Source organism: Catenulispora pinisilvae (genome assembly GCF_015356865.1).
GTDB classification, from domain to species: domain Bacteria; phylum Actinomycetota; class Actinomycetes; order Streptomycetales; family Catenulisporaceae; genus Catenulispora; species Catenulispora pinisilvae.
In genome coordinates, this window is the sequence record NZ_JAAFZA010000112.1 from 16,419 (window position 1) to 32,033 (window position 15,615).

16 protein-coding genes are annotated in these 15,615 nt (G+C 71.1%); 10 read left to right on the top strand and 6 right to left on the bottom strand.

Annotated elements, in window-relative coordinates:
* The first annotated feature begins 128 nt into the window (after positions 1-128).
* The 3 genes from IZR01_RS27405 (at position 129) to IZR01_RS27415 (ending at position 2,379) form a co-directional block, all read left to right on the top strand.
* Positions 129-1,214, top strand: coding sequence for a trypsin-like serine peptidase (locus IZR01_RS27405; protein WP_194925523.1), 1,086 nt, complete (start codon positions 129-131; stop codon positions 1,212-1,214).
* A 118-nt stretch (positions 1,215-1,332) separates the two neighbouring features.
* Positions 1,333-1,761, top strand: coding sequence for a large conductance mechanosensitive channel protein MscL (mscL, locus tag IZR01_RS27410; RefSeq protein ID WP_323746431.1), 429 nt, complete (start codon positions 1,333-1,335; stop codon positions 1,759-1,761).
* Positions 1,762-1,884: 123 nt separating this feature from the next.
* The gene (locus IZR01_RS27415; RefSeq protein WP_194895955.1) at positions 1,885-2,379 is read left to right on the top strand and encodes a DUF1003 domain-containing protein; all 495 of its coding nucleotides are present in this window, start codon (positions 1,885-1,887) and stop codon (positions 2,377-2,379) included.
* 84 nt (positions 2,380-2,463) lie between these two features.
* Here IZR01_RS27415 and IZR01_RS27420 read toward each other — a convergent pair whose 3' ends face one another.
* Complete coding sequence (locus tag IZR01_RS27420) at positions 2,464-3,366, bottom strand: D-alanyl-D-alanine carboxypeptidase family protein (protein WP_194925524.1); 903 nt, start codon at positions 3,364-3,366, stop codon at positions 2,464-2,466.
* Between the two features lie 92 nt (positions 3,367-3,458).
* Complete coding sequence (locus IZR01_RS27425) at positions 3,459-4,205, bottom strand: helix-turn-helix transcriptional regulator (RefSeq protein WP_194925525.1); 747 nt, start codon at positions 4,203-4,205, stop codon at positions 3,459-3,461.
* A 187-nt stretch (positions 4,206-4,392) separates the two neighbouring features.
* On the opposite strand from IZR01_RS27425, the gene moaA reads away from it, so the two are divergent.
* From moaA to IZR01_RS27445, 4 genes are all read left to right on the top strand, one after another.
* Positions 4,393-5,382, top strand: a complete 990-nt coding sequence (moaA, locus tag IZR01_RS27430; protein WP_194925526.1) for a GTP 3',8-cyclase MoaA — start codon at positions 4,393-4,395, stop codon at positions 5,380-5,382.
* Between the two features lie 113 nt (positions 5,383-5,495).
* A complete protein-coding gene (locus tag IZR01_RS27435) occupies positions 5,496-5,834 on the top strand; it encodes a YciI family protein (protein WP_194895951.1) in 339 nt (112 codons plus the stop codon).
* A gap of 46 nt (positions 5,835-5,880) precedes the next feature.
* Positions 5,881-7,101, top strand: coding sequence for an RNA polymerase sigma factor (locus tag IZR01_RS27440; protein WP_194925527.1), 1,221 nt, complete (start codon positions 5,881-5,883; stop codon positions 7,099-7,101).
* 204 nt (positions 7,102-7,305) lie between these two features.
* Positions 7,306-8,112, top strand: a complete 807-nt coding sequence (locus IZR01_RS27445; protein WP_194925528.1) for an isocitrate lyase/PEP mutase family protein — start codon at positions 7,306-7,308, stop codon at positions 8,110-8,112.
* 149 nt (positions 8,113-8,261) lie between these two features.
* On the opposite strand, the gene IZR01_RS27450 is transcribed toward IZR01_RS27445, so the two are convergent.
* From IZR01_RS27450 to IZR01_RS27465, 4 genes are all read right to left on the bottom strand, one after another.
* A complete protein-coding gene (locus IZR01_RS27450) occupies positions 8,262-8,486 on the bottom strand; it encodes a hypothetical protein (RefSeq protein WP_194925529.1) in 225 nt (74 codons plus the stop codon).
* 200 nt (positions 8,487-8,686) lie between these two features.
* The gene (locus tag IZR01_RS27455) at positions 8,687-9,100 is read right to left on the bottom strand and encodes a DUF3099 domain-containing protein (protein WP_194899140.1); all 414 of its coding nucleotides are present in this window, start codon (positions 9,098-9,100) and stop codon (positions 8,687-8,689) included.
* Positions 9,101-9,199: 99 nt separating this feature from the next.
* Positions 9,200-10,615 (bottom strand): metallopeptidase TldD-related protein, encoded by a 1,416-nt coding sequence (locus IZR01_RS27460; protein WP_194899139.1) that lies wholly within the window; start codon positions 10,613-10,615, stop codon positions 9,200-9,202.
* A complete protein-coding gene (locus IZR01_RS27465) occupies positions 10,612-12,123 on the bottom strand; it encodes a TldD/PmbA family protein (protein WP_194899138.1) in 1,512 nt (503 codons plus the stop codon). The genes IZR01_RS27460 and IZR01_RS27465 overlap by 4 nt, the downstream gene beginning before the upstream one ends.
* A gap of 178 nt (positions 12,124-12,301) precedes the next feature.
* On the opposite strand from IZR01_RS27465, the gene fabG reads away from it, so the two are divergent.
* From fabG to IZR01_RS27480, 3 genes are all read left to right on the top strand, one after another.
* Positions 12,302-13,006, top strand: a complete 705-nt coding sequence (gene fabG, locus IZR01_RS27470; RefSeq protein WP_194899137.1) for a 3-oxoacyl-[acyl-carrier-protein] reductase — start codon at positions 12,302-12,304, stop codon at positions 13,004-13,006.
* 2 nt (positions 13,007-13,008) lie between these two features.
* Positions 13,009-13,779 carry an enoyl-ACP reductase FabI gene (gene fabI / locus IZR01_RS27475; protein ID WP_194899136.1) on the top strand — a complete coding sequence of 257 codons (771 nt, stop codon included), beginning with the start codon at positions 13,009-13,011 and terminating at the stop codon, positions 13,777-13,779.
* 249 nt (positions 13,780-14,028) lie between these two features.
* Complete coding sequence (locus IZR01_RS27480; protein ID WP_194925530.1) at positions 14,029-15,579, top strand: MFS transporter; 1,551 nt, start codon at positions 14,029-14,031, stop codon at positions 15,577-15,579.
* The last annotated feature ends 36 nt before the right edge of the window (positions 15,580-15,615 follow it).

Genomic DNA, 15,615 nt, shown 5'->3' on the forward strand with positions numbered 1-15,615 from the left:
GGACCGGACCCGGCGCCCGGCGGCGGTCTTGATCTCGTGTTGACCTGTCCTGGTGCACAGTGGCAGGCGGACGCAGGACCTGGAGTGCGGCCGGCTGACGGGTCGGAAGTGAGCGGAGGGTGACGCCGATGGAGATGCCCGAGGTGCCCGACCGGCATTCGAGGGTCGCGCGGATGCGGCAGCGGGCGCGGAACCGCAAGCGCGCGCGGGCCCGCCGGGCGGCGTTCGCCGCCGGGGCGGCCGGGATCCTGGTGATCGCCGGGATGCTCGGCGTCGCGTTCAGCAGACCGCCGTCGGCCGGGGCGGCGACCGCCGACCACACCGCGGCCCCCGTCGTGACCCCGGTCGCGGCCGGCAGCCCTTCGACGTCGCCCTCGGCGCGGGGCGTCAACGAGGCGGCCGCCGCGCCCCCGCCCTCGCTCGCGCCGCCCCGCACGACGGCTGCCGCGCCCGCCAGTGTCACCCCGGAGCCCACGATCACCCAGGCCCTGAGCGTCGCCGCTCCCGCGGCCGCCGCTCCCGGGTCCACGGTCGACTCGCCCGCCAAGCCCACCGGTTCGCCGAGCGGGACGCCGTTCGGCGGGACCGCCGTGGCCGGCGTCCTGTACAAGACGGACACCGGCGTCTCCAGCCACTTCTGTAGCGCCTCGGTCGTGCACAGCGCCGCCGGGAACCTGGTCATCACGGCCGCGCACTGCGTCTACAGCGACGGTCCCAAGTCGGACGTCGCTTTCGCGCCCGGCTTCCACGACGGCCAGATGCCCTACGGCTCCTGGGCGGTGACCAAGGTCGTGGTCTCGCAGGACTGGCAGGACAACAACGATCCCGACCAGGACGTGGCCTTCTTGCAGGTGGCGCCGTCCCCCTCCGGGGCCTCGCTGGAGTCGGTGACCGGCGCCGACCAGATCGCCTTCGACCAGGGCTTCGGGATGTCGGTGACGGTGCCGGCCTACCCGCAGGGCTCGGACACGCCGATCACGTGCACGGCGCCGGCGGTGGAGTTCAGCTCGACCCAGACCGAGTGGGACTGTCGCGGCTATCCGGACGGCACCTCGGGCGCGCCGTTCCTGACGAAGGTGGACTCCAGCGGCGAGAAGGGCACCGTGGTCGGCGTGATAGGCGGGTACGAGCAGGGCGGGGATAGTCCGGACGTGTCCTACAGCGCCTATTTCGGCTCGGCCGTCCAGGCGTTGTATCAGAACGCGACATCATAATCGGGATGTTTCGCCGGATTACCGCTCGTTGGGTGCGATACCATGCGACACACGCGTAACCGCCCCTTGATCGCGTTCGGTACGCTTTAGCCTCCCACCGATACGGCGGCCCCGTGGTGTGGCCGCCGACCCCACTCGTGGAAGGCTCGTCACCTTGTTCTCCGGTTTCAAAAAGTTCCTGATGCGCGGCAACGTGGTCGACCTGGCGGTCGCCGTGGTCATGGGCGCGGCGTTCGGCGCGATCGTCAAGTCGCTGGTCAGCGACATCATCATGCCGCTGATCACGGCGATCTTCGGCAAGCAGGACTACACCAAGCTGACCTTCACGATCAACAAGTCCTCGTTCGCCTACGGCGACCTGCTGACCAACGTGATCAGCTTCGTGTCCATCGCGGCCGCGGTGTACTTCCTGATCGTGATGCCGCTGAACCACCTCAACGACCGGCGCAAGGCCCGGCTCGGCATCCCGGAGCAGGCCACGGCCACCGAGAAGGAGCTGCTGGCGGAGATCCGCGACCTGCTGGCCTCGCAGCGCAACAGCAACTGAGGGCCCGCGGGCCGCGGGAATCGCGCGGCCCCGGCCGGGGATCGCCGGGTCGGGCTCGGGACCGCCGGGTCGGACCCGGGGTCCGGCTCGGGCCGGTCACCTCGATCTGCCACACTCCCCGGCATGACCGCACAAGCTCAGCTGAAGTCGACTGTGAAGTCCGCTGTGAGGCACATAGCCCCGGGGAGCTGGCGCCGGCACCCCGGCGTCCGGACCGGCGACCAACTCACCAGGGGCGAGCGGGCCGCCGACGCCATGCGCAACGGCATGGGGTCGTGGATGTTCGTCTTCGTGTCGGTGTGCTTCCTGATCGTCTGGATGACGGCCAATGTCGTGCTGGACAAGTCGACCGGCCACACCTTCGACGCGTACCCGTTCATCCTGCTCAACCTGGTGCTCTCGTGCGTGGCGGCGTTGCAGGGGGCGATCCTGCTGATCGCCGCCAAGCGGTCCGACCAGGTGGCCAGCGAGCTCGCGCAGCACGACTACGACGAGGACCGCCAGTCCCGGGAGATGCTGGAGGTCCTGACCCGCGAGTTCGAGGCGCTGCGGACCCAGCACGCCGACCAGAGCCGGCAGCTGGCCGAGCTGATCGCGCGGCTGCCGCGGCAGCAGTAGCAGCAGTAGCCGCACCAGCGGTGGTGGATCAGCGGCTTCGGATCACAGGCCGCGGGTCAGGGCTGGTTGGCCGCCGGTGGCGGATCAGGGGTGCGGCAGCAGTGCCGGGCAGCCCTGCGTCTTGTACCAGGCCTGGTACTCGAAGTGCCAGGTCTCGTCGGCGAAGCGGCGGCACAGGCCGTACTTGCCGGCGGTGGACTCCAGCCAGGCCGCGGCCGAGGGCGGGGCGATGTCCATCGCGTAGCCCTTCACGTGTGCAGACTCGTCCGGCGGCAGGGCCCAGGTGCGCGCGGCCTGCGCCGAGCCCAGCTGCTTGACGTAGCAGTCGAAGATGCGCTTCTGGTAGGCCGCCGAGCGGTAGCCGGAGTTGAGGACGAAGCCCAATCCGTTGGCCTCGGCGGCCTTCTTGGCGTTCAGGAACGCCTGCTGGGTGCCCTCGGTCATGCCGCTGAACATCACCGCCCGGTCGGCGGCGGTGTCGTGGCTCGTGTTCTCGCAGGCCCCGCCGGTCTCGTCGGTCGGGGTCGGCGACGTCGGGCTCTTGCCCGGGGTCGGCGTGCCGGCCTTCGTCGGCGTCGAGGGCGTGGTGGCGTCCGAGGTGGGTGGCGGTGTGCTCGGTGTACTCGGTGTGGTCGGCGCCGTGGGGCTCTGCTGCGAGGTTGCCGGCGGCAGCGGGCTTTGCGTGGTCGGGCCGGTGGCGGCGACAGTCTGCGCGGTGGTGTTCGAGGTGTGGTGCGAGCCGCCCGCGATCGCCGCGGCGCCGCCGGCCAGAGCCAGTGCGACGACTGTCACGCCGCCGACGACGAGCCAGCGCTTGGAGCGGCGCTCGGGTCCGTCCGGGTCGGAGCCGTGCCGTTCGGGCCGGTGCCAGCGGCCGTCACCGAAGGCGTCGATGCCCTCGCCGGCCTCGGCCTCGGCCGCCGCTTCCGCCGCGGCGCGGCCGATGTCCTCGCCCGGCTGCTGCGGCGTTTGATCGCGCTGTTCCATGTATGAGTAGACGAGAAAGGGGCCGCTTTCGTTGCTGCGCGCGGGGTTTCGGTTGGATCACGGCCGCCGACGGGCCACGACCGCCGGCCGGATCACGACCGCCAGCGCGAGGCCGCCTGCACCCGGCAGCGCACACCGAGCTTCACGTAGGCGTGCTCCAGGTGCTTGTCCACGGTGCGCGGGCTGATCCCCAGCCGGGTGGCGATCTGCCGGTCGGTCAGGCCCCGGCACAGCAGATCGAGGACGTCGGCTTCGCGCGGCGACACCAACACCGGCCTGGGCAGTGGGCTGCCGAACCGGGCCAGCGCGCGGCCGATGCGGGGCCGCAGTGATTCGGCGACCGCCACGTCCTGCGGCGCGAAGTCGGGGGCGGCGCGGTTGAAGAGCACGACGACGCGTCGTTGCTCGTCCGGCTGCACCGCCATGATCAGCTGACGCCGGGCGCCCAGCGGGGCGAACACGGACTGGAACAGCGGCAGCCGGTGGAACTCGGCGTCGGTGTGCAGATCCGAGCGCCGGGTCGCGGTCCCGGCGCCGTGCCAGGCCTCGGCCAGCAGCGGGTCTTGGGCGTGCGTGTCCAGGGCCGCGGCCTGGTCGGTGCCGATCGATCCGGCCGGCTCGGCCCGCCAGGCCGCCGGGTGCCATCGGTCCGATGCCAGCCACAGCACGGTGTCGGACGGGACGGCCCGGCGCAGCGCCGGCAGCAGCCGGTCCACCAGCTCGGCCTCCTCCACCCCGCCCAGCAGCACGTCCGCCACGGCCAGGATCCGGCGTAACCCGACCTCCCCTGGCGTGGGGACGGGGCGCGGTTGGCTTATCAGCGGGACCGGGGACGGCATGCGGATCACCTGCGATCGCGACGTGAGCGGGGATCGGCGATGGTGGCGCTGGGTGAAGGCGCGACGGCGGAGGGTGGACAGCAAGAATGCTAGCGAGCCGATCCGTGGACGGGAACAAGCAGGGCTAGTGAGAAGCTGGGAAGGTAAGACGGGATCTTCCCGGGGGTTCGGCGAGAGAGGGTCGCAGATGCTGGTCGACACGTTCGGCAGGACGGCGACGGACTTGCGCGTGTCCCTGACCGACCGCTGCAACCTTCGCTGCACGTACTGCATGCCGGCCGAGGGGCTGCCGTGGCTGCCGAAGGCGGAGCTGCTGACCGATGAGGAGATCCTGCGGCTGATCCGCATCGCGGTCCGGCTGCTCGGGGTCGACGAGGTGCGGTTCACCGGCGGCGAGCCGCTGGTCCGGCCGGGCATCGCCGGCCTGGTGCGGCAGGTGGCCGAGCTGGAGCCGCGGCCCCGGATCTCGCTGACCACCAACGCGCTCGCCCTGGCCCGCCTGGCGCCGACGCTGAAGGACGCCGGCCTGGACCGGGTCAACGTCTCGCTGGACACCCTGGACCCGGAGGTCTTCCGGGAGCTGACCCGGCGCGACCGGTTCGCGGACGTGGTCGCCGGGCTGGAAGCGGCGGCGCAGGCCGGGCTGACCCCGGTCAAGGTGAACAGCGTGCTGATGCGCGGGGTCAACGACGCCGAGGCCCCGGCCCTGCTCAGGTGGTGTCTGGAGCGCGGGTACGAGCTGCGGTTCATCGAGCAGATGCCGCTGGACGCGCAGCACGGCTGGGACCGGGCCGAGATGGTCACGGCCGAGGAGATCCTGGCCGCGCTGGAGCGCGAGTTCACGCTGACCCCGGAGGGCAAGGCGGTGCGCGGCGCGGCGCCGGCCGAGACCTGGCTGGTGGACGGCGGACCGGGCCGGGTCGGGGTGATCGCCAGCGTGACCCGGCCGTTCTGCGGCGACTGCGACCGGGTGCGGCTGACGGCCGACGGGCAGGTGCGGACCTGCTTGTTCGCCCGCGAGGAGTCGGATCTGCGCGGCGCGATGCGCGACGGCGCGAGCGATGAGGAACTGGCCGAGCGCTGGCGCGTCGCGATGCTGGGGAAGAAGCGGGCGGCCGGGATCGGGGAGCCGGGGTTCGTGCAGCCCGAGCGGCCGATGTCGGCGATCGGCGGCTAGCACCGGGCCGGTCGGAAAAATTTCGGGGAGCATGTAGTAGCGGGCCAAAGCCGTTCGTCAACCACATGACCGGCGGGACACACCGCCGCGACAGCCTGCGAACGGAGAGACCGATGAAGTACCTGATGCTGGTCTGCCTGGACCCCGACCTCGACAAGTCGAAGGTGGGCGACGCCCCGGACGTCGAGGAGTGGGTCGCCGAGAACGACGGTAAGGGCGTCCGGCTGCTGGGCGACCGGGTGCGTCCGGAGTCCGACGCCACCACGGTCCGCGTCCGCGACGGCGAGGTGCTGCTCACCGACGGGCCCTACGTCGAGACCAAGGACCTGATCGCCGGGTTCGACGTCCTGGAGTGCACCGACCTGGACCACGCGGTCGAGGTGGCCTCCCGGCACCCGATGGCCTGGGGCGGCGTGATCGAGCTGCGCCCGTTCTGGGGCGAGGACGACTGAGGCCGGACGGCCGGGCGACGGGCGGCGCGTAGTGGACGGCGCGGCGATGGACGGCGAATCGGCGAGCGAGGTCATCGCCGGGATCTACGCCGACGGCTGGAGCCGGATCGTGGCCACCATGATCCGGTTCACCGGCGGCGACTGGAACCTGGCGGAGGAGTGCGCGCAGGACGCGTTCACTCAGGCCCTGCGCACATGGCCTGAGGCCGGGGTTCCCCGGCAGCCGCTGGCCTGGCTCACCACCGCCGCCCGCAACCGGGCCGTGGACCGGATGCGCCGGGCCTCGACCGAGGCGGCCAAGCTGCGCCGGGCGGCGCGCGAGCCCGCGCCGCCGCCCTACACCCGGGACAGCGAGATCCCGGACGAGCGCCTTGAGCTCATGTTCACCTGCTGCCACCCGGCGCTGCGCCTCGATGCGCAGGTGGCGCTGACGCTGCGGTCCCTGGCCGGGCTGAGCACCGCTGAGATCGCGCGCGCGTTCCTGGTCTCGGAGCGGACGATGGGCCAGCGCATCTTCCGGGCCAAGCAGAAGGTCGCACACGCGGTCATCCCGTTCCGGGTGCCGCCGGCGCACCTGCTGCCGGAGCGGCTTCCGGCGGTGCTGCACGTGCTCTACCTGCTGTTCAACCGGGGCTACGACGAACCGCGGGACCCGGCCGGCTTGGGCCGGGAGGCGATCCGGCTGGCCCGGGTGCTGGTCTCGCTGATGCCCGACGAGCCCGAGGCGCAAGGGCTGCTGGCGCTGATGCTGGTGCAGGAGGCGCGGCGCGCGTCGCGGTTCGACCAGGACGGCGAGCCGGTCATCCTGGAAGACCAGGATCGCGCCCGGTGGGACCGGGAGCTGATCGGCGAAGGCGGGGCGATCCTCGAACGGGCACTGCGACGCCGGCGCGCCGGGCCGTTCCAGATCCAGGCGGCGATCGCGGCCTGCCACGCGGCGGCGCCGAGCACGGCGGAGACGGATTGGCCGCAGATCGTGGGACTGTACGACGAACTCACGAAGGTGGCGCCCAGCCCGGTCGTGGACCTGAACCGCGCGGTCGCGCTCGCGATGGCGCAGGGACCCGAGGCGGCGCTGGCGGCGCTCGACGCGCTCGCCGACTCGGGCCGCCTGGACGGCTACCACCTGCTGGCCGCGGCCCGGGCCGATCTGCTGCGGCGGGTTGGGAGGGCGGCGGAAGCCGAGGAGTGCCTGCGGGAGGCGATCGAGCTGGCGCCGAGTGAGGGGGAGCGGCGGTTGTTGCGGCGGCGGCTGGCGGATTGGTGAGGTGCGGCGCTCGCTAGGGCTCGGCGGGCTGATCTCGCGCGACGGTGCGGCAGAGCGACTGCGTGTGCTGCCTCGGCGGGCTGACCTCGCAGGAAAGCTGGGCGGGGCCCGCGTCTTCGGCGGCGGGGCTCGAGATCACGTGCCACGGATTCGGGCCTCACCGAATCAGATGCGACCGTGGGTGCGTTCTGATTCCCTGAACCCATGACATCTCAGCACGACAAGGCCACCCGCTTCCACGCGCTCCATGTTCCCGGCACGCCGCTCGCCCTCGCCAATGCGTGGGACGGTGCCAGTGCCCGCATCGTCGCCTCGACCGGGGCGCCCGCGGTGGCGACCACCAGTGCCGGGGTCGCGTGGGGGCTCGGGGCGGCCGATGGGGGTCATCTGGATCGGGAGCGGGCGGTGGCGCTGATCCGGCGTGTGGTCGACACCGTCGAGGTGCCGGTGACGGCCGATATCGAGGACGGGTTCGGTGCTGACGGGGACGCCGTGGCGGAGACCGTCACGCAGGTGATCGCGGCCGGGGCGGTCGGGGTCAACATCGAGGACGGGCCGCGGGATCCGGCCGAGCTGGTCGCCCGGATCGCCGGGGCTCGGCGGGCTGCCGACGCGGCCGGGGTCCCGCTGTACATCAATGCGCGGATCGACGTGTTCCTGTTCCAGCTCGGCGCGGAGCCGGACCGGCTCGGGGAGACGTTGGCCCGGGCCGAGCGGTATCTCGCCGCCGGGGCCAGCGGGATCTTCGTGCCGGGGGTCGCGGCGCCGGAGACGATCAGTGCCCTGGTGCGGGGGATCGACGCGCCGCTGAACGTGATGGTGGGGCCCGGGGCGCCGACGGTCGCCGAGCTCGCGGGGCTGGGCGTGGCGCGGGCCAGTCTGGGCGCGGCGGTCGCCGAGGCGGCCTACGGGCTGGTCCGGCGGGCCGCCGAGGAGCTGGCCAAAAGCGGTACCTACACGTCGGTCGAGGGCGGGCTCCCGTACCCGGAGCTCAATGGTCTGATGGGCTGAGCGCTCGATTCCGCCGGGTGATTCCGGCGTCCGTTTTGAGCTTTAAGCGTTTCATTTGAGGGTTCGGCTCGAAGGTCCGGCTTGGACGTTCGACTGTCGAAGCGTCCGCCGGGCCGATCCGGTCCGGCGCCGGCCCGGGTCAGTCCCGGTCAGTCCGACGCGGCCCCAGGTCCGAACGGCTCCACCTCGATGAGGAAGCCCCGCACGTCCAGGAAGTCGGCCAGGTGCTGCCGGTGGTCCTCGCAGGCCAGCCACACTTTGCGCCGGTCCGGGGTGTGCAGCTTCGGGTTGTTCCACACCACGCTCCACACCGCGGGCTGGCGGCAGCCCTTCGCCGAACAGATGGCGGGGGCGGGGGAGTCGTCCGAGGTCACAAAGCCACGATAGACCAGCTTCGCGGGGGACAGAGACGCGGCGTCGAACGGCCACGGGGGGAGCCGCTCGACGCCGCAAGTGGCGCCCCGACGGGGGTTCAGGGCGCAGGTAAGAAGTATGACATGCGTAGACCCGCTAAGGGAATGGGCCCCTTACTTTTCCGCGGTCGGTGCGCGGATGCCCCGGATCCGCGTTCCGATCAGTCGTCGTCGCCGACGATCCGGCCGACGATCGGCTCGTCGCGCGGGGTGTCGGCAGTGCTCTCCTCGGCCGTGACGCCGTCCTCCCGGGGCGTCTCCCGGACCCCCTGGCCGGGCAGCAGCGCCAGCCGTTCCTGTGCCAGATACGGCGAGTCAGCGCCCGGCTCCGGCTCGCGCCCGCCGTTGGCGTACACGACCGCGACATACGGCAGCACCAACGCCAGCGCCGCCAGCCCGAGCTTCCACGGCCAGTCGATCGGCAGGATCACGATCAGCAGAAACGCCGCGACCCTTATCCCCATCGCCATCAGGTACTTCGACTCGCGGGACCGGATGTCCTGGCTCAACGGCTTGGGCGCGTCGGTGATCCCGAAGACGTCCTGTTGTCCGCTCTTGTCCCGCCCGATCCGCATACTCCCAGGCTACGCCCGCCGTCGAGGCCCAGGACAGGACCCCGCCGACATCAGCTCGGCGGGGTCCTGATATAGCGTCTGATCCAGCGTCGGCGCCGGTCAGGAGGCCGGGCTCACCGACGACATGTTGAAGTCCGGGATCCGCAGCGCGGGCATCGCGGTCCGGTTGAAGTAGTCGCCCCATTCGCGGGAGAACGTCCGCTCCGTGCGGCCGGCCTCGGCGATCCGCGAGAGCAGCGATACCGGCGACTCGTTGAACCGGAAGTTGTTCACCTCGCCGACCACCTCGCCGCCCTCGACCTTGTAGACGCCGTCCCGGGTGAGCCCGGTCAGCAGCAGGGTCTGCGGGTCCACCTCGCGGATGTACCACAGGCTGGTCAGCAGCAGGCCGTCGCGGGTCGAGCCGGTCAGCTCGGTCAGCGACGGGCCGGTGCCGCCGGGCGCCGCGTCCAGGATCAGGTTGTCGACGAACGGCGTCACCGGCGCCTGGGCCGCGGCCGCGGTCCGCCGGGTGGTCAGCAGCGCAGCCAGTTCGCCGTCCTTGATCCACTCGGTCGGCCCGAGGGCGAGCCCGTTGTCGAACACCGACTGGTAGGCGTTGGAGGAGTACGCCTCGACATACGGCGTGCACTCCAGCCCGGTCGCGGTCGGGTCGCTGCGCAGCGTGGCCTTGATCGCCGAGGAGCCGGCCAGGCTCTCGCCGAGTTTGGTCGCGCCGCCGCTCTTGCTGAACACCGAGCGGCCGTCGACGGCGTCCCGCAGCGCGGCCGACCAGTACGCGTAGATCATCAGATCGGCGACCGAGGTCGGCGGCAGCACGGTCTCATAGCGGCCGGCCGGCAGGTCGATCTTGCGCTTGGCCCACTCCAGCCGGCGCGCCAGGTCCTGGCCGACGGCCACCACGTCCACGTCGGAGAAGTCCGCGGTCGGCACCCCGGCCCAGGCCGAGCGGGACCGGTCGCCGGACTTGGCGTTCAGCTGCACCGAGCCGGTGGGCTGGGCGTGCCGCAGCCGCAGGCCGCTGGTGGAGCCCAGGTACTGGGTGCTCATGCTGTGCTCGGCGTAGCCGAACAGCAGGCTGCCCTCGGCGCGGGCGGCCGCGAAGGTCTCGCCGAGCGCCGGGGCGAAGGAGGAGAACACCGAGATGTCGGTCTGGGCCGGCGGTTCGTCCCAGTCCGCCGACGCCCGGCCGGGGACCAGCTGGTTGGCGTCGTCGGCCGGACCGGATTCCTCGGCCGCCTTCTCGCTGGCCCGGACCAGGTCCTCGATGCCGGCCACATCCACGCCGGAGCGGCCGACCACGCCGACGGCGGCCGAGGCCGCGCCCGTGGCACCGTTCTTGACCGAGATCACCGTGACCTGCTGCCCGGCCGAGACGCCGTTGGTGGTCAGGGTGTTGTTGGCCCAGCGCAGGTTGGCGTCGGTCGCGGCGTCCACCAGCACCACGGCGCCGTCCGCGCGGGAGAGCTCCAGGGCCTTCTCGACCAGATCTTGGGGCTTCGATGACGTGCTCACTGACCGGCCTCCTGAACGGTGTTGAGAATACGGATGCCGCGGAACAGCGCGGCCGGCGCGCCATGGCTGACCGGCGCCACCTGCCCGGGCTGGCCCTTGCCGCACTGGAACGACCCGCCGACGACATAGGTCTGCGGCCCGCCGACCGCCTCCATCGCGCCCCAGAAGTCGGTCGTCGTGGCCTGATAGGCGAAGTCCTTCACCTGGCCCTTGAGCTCGCCGTCCTCGATCAGGAACGCGCGCTGGCCGGTGAACTGGAAGTTGTAGCGCTGCATGTCGATCGACCACGACTTGTCGCCGATGATGTAGAGCCCGCGGCGCACCCGCGAGATCAGCTCCTTCGTCGACGGGCCGTCCGCGGCCGGCTGGAGCGAGACGTTGGCCATCCGCTGGATCGGCACGTGCGCGGCCGAGTCGGCGAAGGCGCAGCCGTTGGAGCGGCCGCCGTTGAGGCCCTTGAGCTGTGCGATGCGGCGGTCCAGCTGGTAGCCGACCAGGATCCCGTTCTTCACGATGTCCCACTGCTGGGTCTGGACGCCCTCGTCGTCGAAGCCGACCGTGCCCAGGCCGTGCTCGGACACCCGGTCGCCGGTGATGTTCATCACGGGCGAGCCGTATTTCAGGGTGCCGAGTTTGTCGAGCGTGGCGAACGAGGTGCCGGCGTAGGCGGCCTCGTAGCCCAGCGCGCGGTCCAACTCGGTGGCGTGGCCGATGGACTCGTGGATGGTCAGCCACAGGTTCGAGGGGTCGATGACGACGTCGTACTCGCCGGGCTGCACCGACGGCGCGGTCAGCTTGTCGCGCAGCAGGCCGGGCAGCGCGTCGAGTTCGGCGTCCCAGTCGAAGACCTCGTTGCCGGTGAAGAACTCCCAGCCGCGCCCGACCGGCGGGGCCACCGTGCGCATGGTCTCGAAGGCGCCGCTCTCCTGGTCGACGGCGACCGCGGTCAGCGCGCCCTCGGTCCGGATCCGCTGCTGGGTCAGCCGGTTGCCGGCCAGGTCCGCGAAGTACTTGCCCTCCTGCACTGCCTGGAACTCGGCGTCCACGTGCGCCACCCCGTCCGCTCCGAGCAGCCGCTCGGACCAGCGCTGGAAGTGCCCGATCTTCTCGGTGTCCGGGACGTCGAAGGGGTTGATCTCGTAGCTGGAGACCCATACGTGCTCGCCGTGCACCGGCTCCGGCGCCAGCACCACCGGCTCGGAGTTCACCGGCTTGGACACCTTGGCCACCTCCACGGCCTGCTCGGCCAGCGCGGCGGCGGTCCGCGCGTCCAGCGCGACCCCGGCGGCGAAGCCCCACGTGCCGTCGTACACGACGCGCACGCTCAAACCGCGGTCGGAGGAATCGCTGACGCCGTCGACGTGGCCGTCGCGCAGATTGATGTGCTGGGAGCGGACGGTCTCGACGCGGAAGTCGGCGTGCTCGGCGCCCAGGGCGCGGGCCCGGGACAACGCCGCTTCGGCGAGATCGCCCAGAGGGAGCGAGGTGAAGGACTCGTCTACGGTCATAGCGCAAACCTAACGGGAACCGTGCGCGCGGGACGGCTTGTGGGGGTCCTACAAAGCCGACGCCCGCCGATCTATGCCTTGCGAGGTTGCGGTGACCTCCCGGTATCCCGATAACGTCGGCGCTGACGTCATAGGCGAAGACAACAGGCGCCACGAGATCAAGAACAGAGGTGCTGAATTGAGCCGGTCCGTACTGGTCACCGGGGGAAACCGGGGAATTGGCCTGGCCATCGCGAAGGCCTTCGCGGCGGACGGGGACAAGGTCGCCATCACCTACCGCTCGGGCGAGGTGCCCGCGGGCTTGTTCGGCGTGAAGTGCGACGTGACCGTCGCCGAGGACGTGGATCGGGCCTTCGGCGAGGTCGAGGCCCAGCAGGGCCCGGTCGAGGTGCTGGTGGCCAACGCCGGCATCACCCGGGACACCCTGCTGCTCCGGATGAGCGATGAGGACTTCGAGGCGGTGCTGGACACCAACCTGGTCGGCTCGTTCCGGGTCACCAAGCGGGCCAGCCGGGGCATGCTGCGGCTCAAGCGGGGACGCATCGTCCTGATCTCCTCGGTGGTCGGGCTGTCCGGCTCGGCCGGGCAGGCCAACTACGCCGCCAGCAAGGCCGGCCTGGTCGGCTTCGCGCGGTCGGTGGCCCGGGAGATCGGCTCGCGCGGCATCACCTGCAACGTGGTCGCCCCCGGTTTCGTCGAGACCGACATGACCGCGGTGCTGACCGACGATCGCAAGGCGGAGATCCTCAAGCAGGTGCCGCTGAACCGCATCGCCTCCAGCGAGGACATCGCCGGAGTGGTGCGGTTCCTGGCCTCCGAGCAGGCCGCGTACATCACTGGAGCCGTCATCCCGGTTGACGGCGGACTGGGAATGGGGCACTGAGCATGGGAATCCTCGAAGGCAAGCGCATCGTCGTCACCGGTGTGCTCACCGACGCCTCGATCGCCTTCCACGCGGCGCGTATCGCGCAGGAGGAGGGCGCGCAGGTGGTGCTCACCGCGTTCCCGCGGCCCTCGCTGACGCAGCGGATCGCCAAGAAGCTGCCGAACGGCGGCGCGCCGGTGATCGAGCTCGACGTCACCAACGCCGAGCACCTGGCGACCCTGGCCGACAACGTCAAGCAGTACATGGACGGCGTCGACGGGATCGTGCACAGCATCGCGTTCGGCCCGCAGGACGCGATGGGCGGCAACTTCCTGAACACGCCGTGGGAGTCCGTCGCGACCGCGGTGCACGTCTCGGCCTACTCGCTGAAGTCGGTGGCGATGGCGCTGCTGCCGCTGTTCCCGGAGACCGGCGGCTCGATCGTCGGGCTGGACTTCGACGCGCAGGTGGCCTGGCCGGGCTACGACTGGATGGGCGTGGCCAAGGCGGCGCTGGAGTCCACCTCCCGCTACCTGGCCCGGGACCTCGGCTCGCGCGGCATCCGCAGCAACCTGATCTCGGCCGGGCCGATCAAGACCATGGCGGCCAAGTCGATCCCGGGCTTCGAGCAGTTCGACGGCGTGTGGGGCGAGCGGGCGCCGATCGGCTGGGACCTGGAGGACGCCGATCCGACGGCGCGCGGCATCGTCGCGCTGCTGTCGGACTGGTTCCCGCGGACCACCGGCGAGGTCATCCACGTGGACGGCGGCGTGCACGCCATGGGTGCGTGAGCGTGCGCTAGCTCCACAACGGCTGGACAAGCGGCCGGGCGCCCGCACCGCGCCAAATTCAGGCGAACCTGTCAGTGGGTTCCGCTAAAAAGGTAGTCGTACCCACCTCGGGAGGTGGGGACACCATCAATCTGAGGTCGTCGGAACCGGCGAGATTCGCGATATAGCTTGACAGTCGCAGCACGCGCTATATCGTGTGCTGCGAGCGAGTCACGTTACCGGGCCTGCGGTCGGCGCGGAGGGGAAATCATGAGCGAGATTGTGAAGGGTACGGAGGACGTGAACGTCCCGGTATCCGACGCGGTGCCGGGGGACGCGGCACCGGAGAAGGGTAAGGATCCGGGGCTCTCGGCGATCCCGAAGGGCGCCTGGGCGGTGATGTTCACCGTGCTCGGCGCCTCGATGATGGACCTGCTGGACGCCACGGTGATGAACGTCGCCGCGCCGTCGATCCGGAACGGGCTCGGGGCCTCGAACACCGAGTACCAGTGGATCAGCACCGGCTACGTGCTGTCCTTCTCGGTGCTGCTGATCGCCGGCGGCCGGCTGGGTGACATCGCCGGGCGGCGCCGGATGTTCATGATCGGCCTGACCGGCTTCACGATCATGTCCGCGGTCTGCGCCATCGCGCAGAACCCCGGCGAGCTGATCGCGGCCCGGCTGCTCCAGGGCAGCGCCTCGGCCATGATGATCCCGCAGGGCATCGGCATGATCCGGGAGAAGTTCGGCCGGGAGAACAGCCAGAAGGCGTTCGCCATCTTCGGCCCGTTCATGGGCCTGTCCGCCGCCCTGGGCCCGGTGCTCGGCGGCGCGCTGATCACCTACGCCTCGTGGCGCTGGGTGTTCGTGATCAACCTGCCGGTCGGCGTGATCGCGCTGTACTTCGCGAACAAGGTGCTGCCGACGGTGCACCACCGCCAGGGCACCCGGCCGAAGCTGGACTACATCGGCCTGGTGCTGTGCTCGGCCGCGGTCGGCCTGCTGGTCTACCCGGTCATCCAGGGCCGTGAGCACCACTGGGACGCGGGGATCTGGCTGATGCTGGCCGCCTCGGTCGTGGTGATGATCCTCTTCGGCCTCTACGCCCGGTTCCGGCACCAGAGGAACCTGGACCCGTTCCTGGAGACCAGTCTGTTCCGCAAGCGGGCCTTCACCACCGGCACGATGACCATCTTCCTGTTCTTCGGCGCGTGCGCGGCGGCCTTCACGGTCAGCCCGCTGCTGCTGCAAGTGTCCCTGGGCTGGTCGCCGCTGCGGGCCGGGCTCACCGGCGCGTGGTGGTCGCTGGGGACGATCATCTCGATGGGCGCCGGCCAGGCCTTCGTGAAGAAGACGCCGCGCCGGGTGCTGCACGCCGGACTGCTGACGCTCGCCGCCGGCATGGCGCTGAGCGGCTACATCATCAAGCACTACGCCGGGACGTCGTTCACCCTGAACGCCGAGCACCAGCAGATCTGGCACAGCGGGGTCACCAGCTGGAACCTGGCCCCGGCGCTGCTGGTCTCGGGTGTCGGCATGGGCCTGGTGTTCGCGCCGTTCTTCGGCCTGGTGCTGGCCGCGGTCGACGACCACGAACTGGGCTCGGCCAACGGCGTGATCAGCTCCTTCAACCAGCTCGGCAACGCGGTGGCCGCGGCGCTGTTCAGCACACTGTTCTTCAACCGGGTCGAGCACGGCGGTTCGCCGTTCCCGGCCGCCGAACTCGTCTACTGGCTGGCCGCCGGAATCCTGGTCCTGACCTGGCTGCTGGCGTTCACGGTGCCCAAGACCGCGCGCAGCGAGGACGAGATCATGGTGTGACGCCGGCCGGCGTCCACGGACTGCGGGGGATCGGGG